This is a genomic window from Flavobacteriales bacterium, from assembly GCA_013214975.1.
In the GTDB taxonomy this organism is placed as follows: Bacteria; Bacteroidota; Bacteroidia; order DT-38; family DT-38; genus DT-38.
Map to the genome: position 1 here is coordinate 1 of JABSPR010000021.1, position 13,078 is coordinate 13,078.

The window sequence follows — 13,078 nt, forward strand, 5'->3', positions numbered from 1 at the left end:
TCGACCACAATATTATAAGATGCTGATCCAATTCCATTAAACGTGCTTGCCAATTGAAAACTAGTTCCATTATCAATTGAGTATGAAAGGGCTCCTGTGCCACCACTTGCGGTTAAAACTATGGAAGCCGTGAGAGCACCATAACAAGCAGGTTCTGCAGTAACCACATTATCAATACTCACCAAGGTCGGATTAATTAATACTGTATTACTAGTTGCTTGACATCCAGAAGCATCTTCCACCACAATATCATAAGAAGCAGCACTCAAACCAGGAAATGAAGAACTTGCCTGAAAAGTAACGCCGTTATCAATCGAATAAGAAAGAGAACCGGTTCCCCCGCTTGCAGTAATACTGATGGAACCATTAGTTCCATTATTACAATTTGGACTTATTGCAGAAACATTGGTAATAGTGACTGCAGTAGGTTCAGTTAAAATAACATTTGTCGACTTCTGGCATCCAGTGGCGTCCTCAACTACAACACTATAAGAACCATCGCCTATACCTGATATCACATTACTTCCTTGAAAGGTAACACCATTATCGCTTGAATAAGTGTAACCACCTGTACCTCCACTTACAGAAACAGTAATAGAGCCTGTTCCATTATTACATACAGGATTAACTCCTGTGGCACTAGATAAAACTAGCATGCTCGGATCAGATAATGGATAATTAGTGGATGTCTGACAGCCATTAACATCTTCTACAACGATATCAATTAGGTTTGCTCCAAGGCCACCAAGGGTACTACTTGTCTGAAATGAGATACCATTATCACTAGAATAAGAAAGAGCACCTGTTCCGCCACTTGCTGTGATGGTAATAGTGCCATCTGACCCACCATTACAAGAAGGATTCGAAACAGAAAAACCGGTCAGATTTATTATTGACGGATTATATAACGTCTCAGAAACTGAGGCTGAACAATTATTAGCATCGAAAATAGTTACCGTATATGTGGTGCCTAAAGTTGTCGCATTCAAACCCATTTTAGTATAAACCCCTGAAGTCTCCCCATTAACAGCACTACCCCAGTTTACAGCATATGGAGATAAACCACCGTTATACGCAATACTTATAGCTCCATCTAAGCCACCAGAACATGATGGATTGTTGAATCCTGTTGTATTAACAAAAACCTCACTTGATACATTTACAGCAACCGAAGACTCTACCGTACCGCAGGTACCATCTAAACGAGCATAATATGTAGTAGAGGTAGAAGCAGAGGTTGTAACATTTAAAGGATTAGTTGTACCTAAATTATTACCTGTTCCTCCCGCTCCATCAAACCACGTTAACGTAGCTCCAGTGCCTGCAAAGGCACCATTTGCCGTGATATCTATGGAGGTATTTGGGCATACATTACTAGAGATTACCGTAGCAGAGATAATACTAGAAGGGATACAAGGGAGTGTCGTATTTTGCACATCTCCTGTCAACAGACCTATCGTTGCATTTCCTCCACAATTACCACTTGTTGCAGCTACATTTTCTACCCAAGTTCCTAAAGTCAAACTTGGAGGATCCGGATAGGAAGCATTGGTATTGTAATAAATCGTATTCCAAGTAAATCCATCATCCGACATGTCGATTTCCCATCTATTGTCTACCAAATCCCAAATTACCCGAGTATCTCCGGTACCAGTGCCTCCAGCAAAACAAAAACACAATTGAGTACCATCTATAGGCATAGAAACATAGGTATTACGAATTGTGCCTCCATCGTTCGTACTACCGTTTAAAATATTGACAAACGTTACAACGCCTCCACCGTCATACATCTCTGCAGCACAACCTTCAAAGGTTATTTGGCTATAAGAAATTGATCCTGCAAAAAATAGAAATGAGAAAACAAGAATTAACTTCTTTATAGAATTATAAAATTTCATAGCATACTGCATTGAACTATAATTGGTCTAAAGGAGAGCCTCATGAATATTACCGAGGTATGGTTTATGGTAACAAATTTAACTAAAACACTTCATTAACATGCTATAGTAATGCAGAACACAAGCATCGTCTTTTTCTAAGAAGCACTAAAAAGAAACCATAAGCTTTAATGTTTTATTTGGGCCATGCAGAAGCTCATTGGGAAGCTCGGAAAGCTGGTCGTATTAATACAAATTAATTAAGCCTTTTGTACGTCTTGCCTCTCATTTCAAGCTTACTTATGGTTAAAGAACCCATATCATGATTATCAAATTCCCCACTGTAGTCATTATAAATAAACAGATCACCATTTTCTATATAATAACCGAGACTGTCTTCGAAAGTAGAATAAGTACAATCACAACTATCTACATCTAGTCCAACCGTATCAGCAGAATTCCAAAAATCATCACCACGGTCATGTTCTAAATTTCTATAATAACCATTATCCGAAAACTCCACTATTTTCACTCTCTGACCAATTGAATATTCTCCTGAAGAATATCGCCAAGAACCAACTATATATTTATTATAAGTTTCATCTGATGTTTGCTTTTTACAAGCCCCAAAAAACACACTTACTAGCAATATTAATACGATATAAAATCTGCTATTCATAATCGATAAATTATTTTTAACGAACGATAAATCATACAAATGGTTTACTTCTATTATATACCTTCAAATCTACTGCTTATATATTATTTAAAAAGGATTCGATAATCCTCTATGCTATGTCATAAAAAAAGCCTTGATACACAGTGGTATCAAGGCTTGTATTTTGAGTAGTCCGTAGGGGAATCGAACCCCTGTTACCAGGATGAAAACCTGGCGTCCTAACCCCTAGACGAACGGACCATTATATTCCCTTTTTTACAAGGGAGTGCAAATATAAAACTTTTCTATATCCACCAAAACTTTAATGGCAAAGGTTTTAAGATTTAATATTACCATCTGTTTTCATCTTAAACCCTAGCCTTTTTGATGTCTTCAAATTCATCTTGAATATAGAATCTACTATGTCCTTCAGACTCACCTCCTCTACCTCATCATAATCAGGAACATATAGGTCGAAATTTATGCAATAAAGGATCGCAGACTCTACAATATCCTTAATATCTTTTTTCTTAATCTTACTGTTTACGAAATCATTGAACAGAATTCCCATTTGCCGTTTACCTTCAACGAAGTAATGCCCGTCTTTATTTACAAAAATTCTTGCAACTAAGTAACCAGAATCGTTTAGACGTTGATATTTAAAAGAGTCCGCAAGGAAATTATAGACATTTATAATTCCACAATAAGACCTCAAATGGTCATCCTTTACATAAGAAGTATTCCAGATGTGGTGATCTTTATCGAACAGAAAGGCATTGGTATGCATTTGAAAAACAATAATATCACCACCGATTTTAATCTCTGCCTCGTAACTCCCCTTCGCCTTATATTTTATGGTTAACTTTTCATCGATCTTATTCGCTCGACTGCCCAAGTCCTCTGCACTTGTCTCTAACTGCGACTTAAACCCTTTAAAAACATCCTCAAGCTTACTATAAACAGTAAGTTTCGTTAATGTCTTTTCCTTAAGGGTATCTAAAATTAACGCGCTTGCAGTCTTTGGCTTTTTCATAATGGCTTAATATGCTTTTGCAAAAATCACTCTCCTACTTGAAGGATTACCTGTTAAAACACAGACTCCTTCTTTCTCCTCTCCTTCCAATGGAATACAACGTATTGTAGCCTTGGTTTGTTCCTTTATTTTAGCCTCCGTTTCTGCAGTTCCGTCCCAGTGGGCAGATACAAATCCTGCTTCGTTTTTTATTATTGACCTAAATTCTTCGAATGTATCTACTTCACGAATATTATCTGCTCTAAATTGTTTAGCCCGCTCGAATAAACCAGTTTGAATCTCGTCTAGTAATGATACCACGTAGTCACCTACTCGGTCTCGCTCAATGGTGGTCTTCTCTTTGGTATCTCTTCGCGCTACTTCAATTGTTCCATTTTCTAAATCTCTTTTACCAATAGCCAGACGAACAGGAACTCCTTTTAATTCGTATTCGGCGAATTTCCAACCAGGCTTATGTGTATCCCTATTATCGAATTTCACATCAATTCCTTTCGCCTCAAGCTTAGATTTAATCTCGTTCGCTACAACGCTTAACTTTTCTAATTCTTCATCGCCTTTGTAAATAGGAATAATTACAACTTGAATTGGTGCTAATGCTGGAGGTAAAACCAAACCATCATCGTCCGAATGTGCCATTACTAAGGCTCCCATCAATCTTGTTGAAACTCCCCAAGAAGAAGCCCAAACATGTTCCAATTTACCTTCTTTAGTAGCAAATTTCACATCAAACGCTTTGGCAAAATTTTGTCCCAAGAAATGAGATGTTCCCATCTGCAAAGCTTTACCATCTTGCATTAGTCCTTCAATACAATATGTCTCCACCGCGCCTGCAAAACGTTCCGTAGGTGTCTTTATCCCTTTTAATACAGGAACGGCCATATAGTTCTCTGCAAAATCAGCATAAACATCTAGCATTTGTTCTGTTTCCGCTATAGCTTCCGATTCTAATGCATGTGCTGTATGTCCTTCTTGCCACAAAAATTCAGAAGTTCTTAAAAACAATCTAGTTCGCATTTCCCAACGCATAACATTTGCCCATTGATTAATGAGTAGTGGTAAATCGCGGTACGATTGAATCCAGCCCCTAAACGTATTCCAAATAATTGTTTCCGAAGTTGGTCTAATAATAAGCTCTTCTTCTAACTTGGCCTCTGGATCTACTATAACTCCACCATTCTCCGAATCTGTTTTTAATCGATAATGTGTTACTACAGCACACTCTTTTGCAAAGCCTTCCACGTGATTTGCCTCCTTACTTAAATAAGATTTGGGGATTAAAAGGGGGAAATAAGCATTAGAATGCCCAGTATCTTTGAACTTTTTATCCAATATAGCTTGCATCTTCTCCCATATCGCATAGCCATATGGTTTAATTATCATACATCCTCTTACGTCTGAATTCTCTGCTAAGTCAGCCTTTACAACGATATCGTTATACCATTGAGGAAAATTTTCTCTAGAAGTTATCCCTTTATTACCCATTCGAAATTATTTGTGGTACGGTATTTGGTTTGCACAGGCAAACGCTATAAAAACAAAACTAAAGAATAAGGAGGACCAAAAAATGAAAACAACTATAAAAATATTAATTGTAATGTATGCCTTAGTTAGCATTCCAACAGTAAACGCTCAAAACCATTACGACGATATCTACTATTCTAGTAGTGACAACAACGATTACGAGTATTATTATGGTAGCGACAACACCGATTACGATCAAGAATATGCTTCAACAGAAACGTATGATGAGAATGGCGACACCTACATCACAAATAATTATTACTCAGATAATGATTACAACTCTAGTTACTCAAGAAGATTGAGAAGGTTTCATGGGTACAACTATGATCCATACCGATATAATAACACTTACTTACATTTTAGTAACTACTATGATCCTTACTATTCTTATGGCTCTCCATGCGCTAATTCAGGTTGGAACATCTCTTGGAATAGCAGATATGGATGGAATTATGGATACAACGTTGGCTACGGTTACGGACCGTACAATAGACCATACAATTACGGATATGGGTACGGGTACGGACATAGCTATAGCTATTCATATAACCCTTATGGCTACGGCTATGGAAATGGATTCTATAATAGACACAACAACTACAACCATGGATACAATCACGGTTACAACCATGGTGTGAACGACAGTTATTCCAGTAACTACTATGGCAATAGCACGAGCAACTATAATGCATCCAAAGTAAACTATGGACCAAGAAGCTCCACTGTATCTAATGCACGGGCATCCGTTTCGCCATATGCTAAGAAAGTTTCTTCTTCAAGCGCATCGCAGGTTAAGTCATCGAGAGCTGTTTCAAAATCTAACAGCCCTACAAATGCTAGAACGAGCAGAAGTAATGTTGCACATAAATCAACTACTTCAGCAGCGCATAACAGTCAGCGGAATGTAAACCCTGCAACTAGACAAAGAACAAATAGCAGTACTTATAGTAGAACGGCGACACCAAAATCTACTCCTCGTACAAATGCACCAAGAGTAAATTCAACGCAGAACAGAAACGTTGCGCCTAAAGTAAATACTCCGAGACCAAGGGTATCAACTTCAAATTCTCGTCCAGCTACAAGTAAACCAAAAACGGCACAACNAAAAANATATAGCACGCCATCTTATAGCGCTCCAAAACCTTCGACAAGAACATATGCACCAAAGTCGAATAATAGCTATAAGGCGCCAGTAAGAAATAGTGCGCCAGCGGCAAGACCTGCAAGCAGACCAACTTATAATTCTCCTAGAGCAACAAGCAGGCCGAGCAATTCTGCTAGACCAGCAAGAACACGAATTCAATAATAACAGACCAGGATGGTTAATAAAGAAATCACAGTCCTTTTAATATTCGGAGCTTGTTTAGCAAATGTTGAATCCCATGGCCAGAATGAGTTTGATGTAATGCGGTATTCTCAACAAGAAATTGGTGGCACTTCAAAATTCACAAGTATGGCAGGAGCCTTTGGAGCCCTAGGGGGAGACGCATCTACCTTAAGTTACAACCCAGCTGGTATTGCGATCTATAGAAAATCAGAATTCACCTTTACACCTGGATACTATCAATCTGATAATTCATCCTCGTACAATGGCAGCACCACCAAAAGAAGCATAGGAAGTCTTAATCATGGAAACCTAGGTACCATTTTTTATAATGGAGAGCACACAGGAAGGTGGATGTCGATTAATTTCGGATTCAGTATAAATAGAACTGCTTCATTTCGAAACAAATATGTAATCCAAGGCACAACCAATGGATCTTCACTAATCGATCAATACGAAAATGAAGCTAATTCCATAGGCAGCGACAATATCAACAGCTTATCCTCAGGGGCACTTGGAGCTTACAATACGTATCTACTAGAAATTGATACTACCAATAATTCATTTTACCAACCCTATAGAATAGACCAAGGTCTTCAAACCAAATCAAATATGTCGTCTGGAAAAATGGCTGAATACGCATTTTCTATTGGCGGGAACTACAACGACAGAATATTTCTAGGGATGACCTTGGTATATAATGTGGTTAATTACAGATCGCGAATTGAATATTCTGAAACAGACGAAAACTTCAATTCCGAAGTAAATTATTTTGTACAAGGAGAAGATTTAAAAACCAGAGGAAAAGGCATAAATATAAAGATTGGAGTAATCTACAAGGCAAATGATTGGCTAAGGTTAGGCGGTGCCCTTCACACTCCAACAAGGATAGAACTACAAGATGATTTTGAAGTTAGTTTTGAAACCTATTATGACGGATATTCATCCGCATCAAGTGTTGATTCCGAATTATGGGAATTTGATTACAGTATTATAACACCTTTTAAAGCCATCGGTAGTGTGGCAACAATTTTTGGCAAACAGGGACTATTGAGCGCTGATATTGAATATATAGACTACACTCTTGGGATACTTCAATCCGATAGTTACTCGTTTATAGAAGAGAACAACAATGTACAAGACTACCTCAAAACAGCAGTAAATTTTAGATTAGGAGGCGAATATCGTATAAATAACTTGTCCCTTCGAGGCGGCTATGCGAACTATGGCAAACCAGATAATCTTAATTCGGGTACAATAACTTATACTGGTGGAATGGGCTGGAGAGATGAAACATACTTCGTCGACGTAGCCTATGCAAACATACAGTCTAAAGAAACCCACTATCTATATAACGAAGTTAGCAGCAAAGCAACCGTAAATACAACCAAACATAAGGCTACAATTACTCTAGGCCTGAATTTCTAATTCATAAAAAAAAGGGGACAGTCATATCTGACTATCCCCTTTTTTTTAAAAATCTTTTAAAACTTATTTTTTTGCAGCTTTAGTGGCTTTCGCTTTTTTTGCAGGCACCTTTTCTTCAACAACTACTTCAGGAGCACCTCCATTAATATATTCATCAACAAGAACTCTACCGCAATGCTCACATACAATTACTTTTTTGTGCATTCTTATATCTAATCTTCTTTGTGGTGGAATCTTATTGAAACAACCACCGCACGAATCTCTTTGAATAGTAACAACTGCTAAACCATTAATAGCATTTCCTCTTATTCGTCTGTATGCAGTTAACAATCTGTCTTCAATAATATTTGATGCTTTTTTTGATCTCTTAGCCAAAGATTCTTCATCTTTTTGCGTTTCCGCAACAATATCATCTAGCTCGCCTTTTTTAACCTTTAGATCGTCTCTAAGCTCTTTAAGCTCTTTTTTTGAACCATCAACACCTTCTCCTCTAGAGTCGATCTCAAATTTAATTTCTTTGATTTTTTTCTCAGCAAGTTGAATTTCCAATGTTTGAAACTCAATCTCTTTATTTATTGAATCAAACTCACGGCTATTTCTAACTTTCTTCTGTTGGGTTTCATATCTCTTAATATCAGCATGAGCATCCTTGATAGCATTCTCTTTATCCGAAATTTTAGTTTTCAACTCTTCTTCTGCAGAAGTTTGATTATTCAATCTCGTTTCTAATCCTTCAACAGCATCTTCTAAATCCTGCACTTCAAGAGGAAGCTCACCTCTGATCGTTCTAATTTTGTCTATCTGACTATCAATCGTCTGTAAATCGAGTAACGCTTTCAGTTTCTCTTCAGTTGATACGTCTTTTTTATCTATTGTTTTCGTTGACATCTTTAAATCAAATATTTAATTGGACTCGTGTTTATTCCGGAAAAATGGATGGCAAATTTAGGAAATTTTTTCTTAATTAAGCTATAAATCACCTCTGTTGTGAACTGTTCACTTTCATAATGACCAATATCAGCGATCGCGATCTCACTATTTGAATCAAAGAATTGATGATATTTAAAATCCCCAGTAATAAACACATCCGCATTTTTGCTAATGGCACTATCTAATAGAAAGCTCCCAGATCCTCCACAGACTGCAATTTTTTTCACTACATCCGTTACTGGCTGTGTATACCGAATACCATTTGCACTAAATTCTTTTTTTATAAAATTCATAAAATCAACAAACAGCATTTCCTCTTTTAAGTATCCGATCATTCCAGAACCAGCGTTATAATTTCCTTCTTTATCGATTAAAAACTCCGTATCGATTAAACCTATTTTCTCACATATTTTTGAATTAACCCCTCCAACCACATTATCTAAACATGTGTGCGAAGCATAAACAGCAACATTATTACTTATGGCTTTAATAACTGTTCTGCCAAGCCAATTGGATGGATTGATATTCTTTAAATCACCGAATAATAATGGATGATGAACGACAACTAAATTGCAGTCCTTAGCTATGGCTTCTTCGATAATCGCTTCTGTACAATCGAGAGAGACTAATACTCCTTTAACTTCTGCATTGATATCGCCAATATTGAGACCACAATTATCGTAATCTTCTTGTAGATGCAAGGGCGCTAGATCTTCAATTAACGTCGTTATGTCTTTTATTATCATATTTCAATATTACCAAAATTTCACATCAATCTAAATTTGTACTTTTATTCTCAATGACACCAGCCAAGCTCCTTCTAGCACCATTTGCCATTTTGTATTGGATAATCACTAGTACGAGAAACTTTCTTTTCGACAAAAATATTATTTCTTCTACTTCCTACGACCTTCCTATTATCTGCATTGGCAATCTTACACATGGCGGAACTGGCAAAACACCCCATGTAATGCATGTTGCAAAAGCCCTTCAAGAAAAAATTACAATTGCTGTTCTTCTCAGAGGGTACAAAAGGGAATCAAAAGGCTATATGCAGGTTACCAATCAAACTCCATTTAAAGAAAGTGGTGATGAAGCAAAACAATATATCAATACAAATAAAGAACTTATTGTTGCCGTAGATACTGATAGAAGAAATGGAATTGAGCAATTATCTTTAACTATAAACAACTTAGGTTGCATTATTCTAGATGACGGATTTCAACATAGGAAAGTTAAACCTGGTTATTCAATCCTGCTACGAGAATACTCAGAAGTTACGCAACCAAACTTTATAGCCCCCATGGGAACTATGCGTGAATCTCCCTCCCAAGCAAGAAGAGCACAGTCTATTATCATTTCTAAATGCCCAGAAGACTTATCTAAAGAAGAACAAAATACAATTCGAACGAATCTTAAATTAAACCAATATCAATCTCTTTTCTTTACTTCGATTAAGTATCAATCCATTTTATCTGCAGTGAGCGAAAATGTGCTAAGCAACATCGAAGATTACGACATCGTTTTATTTACAGGAATAGCAAACGCCACTCCTCTTCTAAAATACATTAAGGAACGAGCGCAATCAGTTATCCATCGAAGCTTTCCAGATCATCATGATTTTACGACAAATAATATATCATCCGTTATGAACGATTACAATGATATAAAGTCCGATAAGAAAATAATACTTACTACAGAAAAAGATTTGGCACGATTATACAGAAAAATTATAACTAAGATGAACATTCATTATATACCTATTTCCATTCATTTTCATAATAACGAAGATGGAGAGTTCATAAAACAATTAAGTAACTTTGTTTCTAATTCAAACAATTAAAATGAGAGCGTTTCAACTTTTTTGTCTTCTAACAATTATTGCCTTTTCAGTAGGTTGTGAGAGTGAAGCAGATTACACCGTGCGGGGAACATTTTCGAGTGCAAATGGGGAATCCATGTATCTAGAAAAAGCAAGTACCCAAGGCTTTCAAACTGTCCGAACAGCTGTATTAGACGACAGTGGCGAGTTCTCTTTTAAATTTCCGGTAGAAAGCATCGGTTATTATCGAATTCGAATCGGACAAACACATCAAATCATTTTAATTATCGACAAGGAAGATAATATCACTGTAAACGGTGACTTAAAAACAATCAGTAAAGATTACAAAATCGAAGGCTCCAAAAACTCAATCTTGTATAAAGAATTCGTAATGGCATTTCAGAAAAACTTGGCGACAACAGACTCTATTAAGCAAGCCCATAATGTGATTATGCAAACGACCAGAGATGCAAATCAGATTATGAGTCTCCAAAAACGTTTCAATGAACACGCCCAAAACCAATTAGAACAAAGCAAAAAATTCATCGATGATAATATTAATGAATTCGTTATACTAAGTGTAATAGAGAGTTTGGACCCTAAAAAGAACATGGACTACTTTAAAAAAGTTGAAGAAAGTGCACGTGCAAATTTTCCAAATTCACCGATTGCGCAAGACTTTATTAATAAAATAGCGAACCTAAATAGAGTAGCTGTAGGTTCAACCCCTCCAGAAATTAAAATGACGGATCCAATGGGAAACATTATAAGTTTGTCTTCATTAAAAGGCAAAGTGGTATTGGTAGATTTCTGGGCATCTTGGTGCAGACCCTGCAGAATGGAGAGCCCTAACCTTGTTAGACTTTACAATGAATATAAACCTAAAGGCTTAGAAATTTATAGCGTTTCACTAGATAAAAACAAAGATTCTTGGATAAGAGCAATCCAACAAGATCAATTGAATTGGATTCATGTAAGCGAATTAGCTGCATGGAATACCAGTGTCGTTAAAACATATGGGTTTACTGGCATTCCATTTATGGTACTTTTAGATAGAGAAGGTAAAATTATTGCCAAAAATTTAAGGGGAGCACAACTAGCACAAAAACTAAGCGAAGTACTCAGCTAATTCATTTGTATTGGAACAAAGCGACACACCTAAAAAAATATATTTTGCGTCAGACTTCCATCTTGGAATACCTAGTCATACAGAGAGCCTAATCCGTGAAAAAAAAATTGTTGCCTGGCTAGAAGATATTCGTAAAGATGCCGAGGCAATCTATTTAATGGGCGACCTCTTCGATTTCTGGTTCGAATATAAATATGTTATACCTAAAGGGTTTACTCGATTATTAGGCAAGATAGCCGAACTAACCGATGCCGGAATTGAAATAAATTTCTTTATTGGGAATCACGATATGTGGTGTTTCGACTATTTCAAATACGAGTTAGGGCTAAATATATTCCGCAATCCAATAAGTATAGATTTGAATGGCAAAAGGTTCTATTTAGCTCATGGCGATGGTCTGGGTCCAAAAGATTACAAATATAAGTTTCTTAAAAAAATATTCAGAAATCCATTATGCCAATGGTTGTTTGCAATTATCCCGCCTAGCATTGGCATAGGACTTGCTCAGGCATGGTCTGGAAGCAGCAGGGCAACGAACCCTACTACTTTAAAGGATTTCCTCGGAGAAGACAAAGAATGGCTGATACAACATTCAAAAGCAGTTTTGAAAAAAGAGCATTTCGATTACTTCATCTATGGACATAGACATATCCCTTTCGAACTTGATCTAAAGGAAAACTCAAAATATATTAATCTGGGCGACTGGATCAGTCATCTCACTTACGCCGAATTCGATGGCAAAGATGTAACACTAAAGTCTTATTAAGTAGATATCTTAAGAATAAGTTCTGAGAGGCGACTAGAGTACCCTATTTCGTTATCATACCACCCAACAATTTTCACCATATTTCCTATTACGGATGTGAGTTGAGAATCAAAAATACATGAATGGCTATTGCCTACCATGTCGATCGAAACAACAGGTTCGTCTATATATTCTAAGATTCCTTTTAAAACACTTTCGGATGCCGCCTTAAAAGCGTCATTAACCTCCTCTAACGATGGAGTTCCATTTACAATACATGTAATATCAGTTAAAGAGCCATTTGGAACAGGAACTCGAATACCACATCCACCCAACTTATCTTCTAAATGAGGAAATACTTTTGTAACAGCCTTTGCCGCTCCAGTTGTAGTTGGAATTATTGAAGTCGCAGCCGCTCTTGCTCTTCTTAAATCATTATGAGGCGTATCGTGGAGCTTCTGATCACCAGTATACGAATGAATAGTTGTGATATATCCTTTTTCAATGCCCCACATATCATCTACTACCTTAACCATAGGGGCTGCACAGTTTGTTGTACATGAGGCGTTAGATATCACGAGATCATCGCTTGTTAGAATATGATCATTTAC

The 13,078-nt window shown here is 36.8% G+C and carries 12 protein-coding genes and 1 tRNA gene; 5 read left to right on the forward strand and 8 right to left on the reverse strand.

Features of this window, described 5'->3' with window-relative positions; all coding sequences use genetic code 11:
- From HRT72_01625 to HRT72_01645, 5 genes are all read right to left on the reverse strand, one after another.
- Positions 1–1,898, reverse strand: a 1,898-nt coding sequence (locus HRT72_01625) for a SprB repeat-containing protein (protein ID NQY66412.1), incomplete at its 3' end; no start/stop codon positions are given.
- Positions 1,899–2,133: 235 nt separating this feature from the next.
- Positions 2,134–2,556, reverse strand: coding sequence for a hypothetical protein (locus HRT72_01630; protein NQY66413.1), 423 nt, complete (start codon positions 2,554–2,556; stop codon positions 2,134–2,136).
- A 168-nt stretch (positions 2,557–2,724) separates the two neighbouring features.
- Positions 2,725–2,796 (reverse strand) — tRNA-Glu (locus tag HRT72_01635).
- Positions 2,797–2,872: 76 nt separating this feature from the next.
- Entirely contained in the window at positions 2,873–3,568 is a 696-nt protein-coding gene (locus tag HRT72_01640; GenBank protein ID NQY66414.1) for a hypothetical protein, read from the reverse strand.
- A gap of 6 nt (positions 3,569–3,574) precedes the next feature.
- Positions 3,575–5,050, reverse strand: coding sequence for a proline--tRNA ligase (locus HRT72_01645; protein ID NQY66415.1), 1,476 nt, complete (start codon positions 5,048–5,050; stop codon positions 3,575–3,577).
- 82 nt (positions 5,051–5,132) lie between these two features.
- On the opposite strand from HRT72_01645, the gene HRT72_01650 reads away from it, so the two are divergent.
- Together HRT72_01650 and HRT72_01655 are read left to right on the forward strand one after the other, a co-directional pair.
- Positions 5,133–6,395 carry a hypothetical protein gene (locus HRT72_01650; protein ID NQY66416.1) on the forward strand — a complete coding sequence of 421 codons (1,263 nt, stop codon included), beginning with the start codon at positions 5,133–5,135 and terminating at the stop codon, positions 6,393–6,395.
- Between the two features lie 12 nt (positions 6,396–6,407).
- Positions 6,408–7,841, forward strand: coding sequence for a hypothetical protein (locus tag HRT72_01655; GenBank protein ID NQY66417.1), 1,434 nt, complete (start codon positions 6,408–6,410; stop codon positions 7,839–7,841).
- Positions 7,842–7,904: 63 nt separating this feature from the next.
- Here the strand turns inward: HRT72_01655 and HRT72_01660 are convergent, their stop codons facing one another.
- Together HRT72_01660 and HRT72_01665 are read right to left on the reverse strand one after the other, a co-directional pair.
- Positions 7,905–8,729, reverse strand: a complete 825-nt coding sequence (locus HRT72_01660; GenBank protein ID NQY66418.1) for a hypothetical protein — start codon at positions 8,727–8,729, stop codon at positions 7,905–7,907.
- A 2-nt stretch (positions 8,730–8,731) separates the two neighbouring features.
- Positions 8,732–9,517 (reverse strand): Nif3-like dinuclear metal center hexameric protein, encoded by a 786-nt coding sequence (locus HRT72_01665; GenBank protein ID NQY66419.1) that lies wholly within the window; start codon positions 9,515–9,517, stop codon positions 8,732–8,734.
- A 53-nt stretch (positions 9,518–9,570) separates the two neighbouring features.
- Between HRT72_01665 and lpxK the strand changes: the two genes are divergently transcribed.
- The 3 genes from lpxK to HRT72_01680 are packed head-to-tail and all read left to right on the forward strand — an operon-like array spanning position 9,571 to position 12,488.
- Complete coding sequence (gene lpxK / locus HRT72_01670) at positions 9,571–10,614, forward strand: tetraacyldisaccharide 4'-kinase (protein NQY66420.1); 1,044 nt, start codon at positions 9,571–9,573, stop codon at positions 10,612–10,614.
- 1 nt (position 10,615) lies between these two features.
- Entirely contained in the window at positions 10,616–11,722 is a 1,107-nt protein-coding gene (locus tag HRT72_01675) for an AhpC/TSA family protein (protein ID NQY66421.1), read from the forward strand.
- Between the two features lie 10 nt (positions 11,723–11,732).
- On the forward strand, positions 11,733–12,488 hold the full coding sequence (locus HRT72_01680; protein NQY66422.1) for a UDP-2,3-diacylglucosamine diphosphatase: 756 nt from the start codon (positions 11,733–11,735) through the stop codon (positions 12,486–12,488).
- Here the strand turns inward: HRT72_01680 and HRT72_01685 are convergent.
- The coding region (locus HRT72_01685) for an aldehyde dehydrogenase (protein ID NQY66423.1) at positions 12,485–13,078 on the reverse strand (594 nt) is incomplete at its 5' end. The two genes, HRT72_01680 and HRT72_01685, sit on opposite strands and share 4 nt — an antisense overlap.

Bases quoted from the DNA above. Each gene is read 5' to 3' on its own strand.
- HRT72_01630 (NQY66413.1), bottom strand. From the start codon at position 2,556: ATGAATAGCAGATTTTATATCGTATTAATATTGCTAGTAAGTGTGTTT.
- HRT72_01640 (NQY66414.1), bottom strand. From the start codon at position 3,568: ATGAAAAAGCCAAAGACTGCAAGCGCGTTAATTTTAGATACCCTTAAG.
- HRT72_01645 (NQY66415.1), bottom strand. From the start codon at position 5,050: ATGGGTAATAAAGGGATAACTTCTAGAGAAAATTTTCCTCAATGGTAT.
- HRT72_01655 (NQY66417.1), top strand. From the start codon at position 6,408: ATGGTTAATAAAGAAATCACAGTCCTTTTAATATTCGGAGCTTGTTTA.
- HRT72_01660 (NQY66418.1), bottom strand. From the start codon at position 8,729: ATGTCAACGAAAACAATAGATAAAAAAGACGTATCAACTGAAGAGAAA.
- HRT72_01665 (NQY66419.1), bottom strand. From the start codon at position 9,517: ATGATAATAAAAGACATAACGACGTTAATTGAAGATCTAGCGCCCTTG.
- lpxK (NQY66420.1), top strand. From the start codon at position 9,571: ATGACACCAGCCAAGCTCCTTCTAGCACCATTTGCCATTTTGTATTGG.
- HRT72_01675 (NQY66421.1), top strand. From the start codon at position 10,616: ATGAGAGCGTTTCAACTTTTTTGTCTTCTAACAATTATTGCCTTTTCA.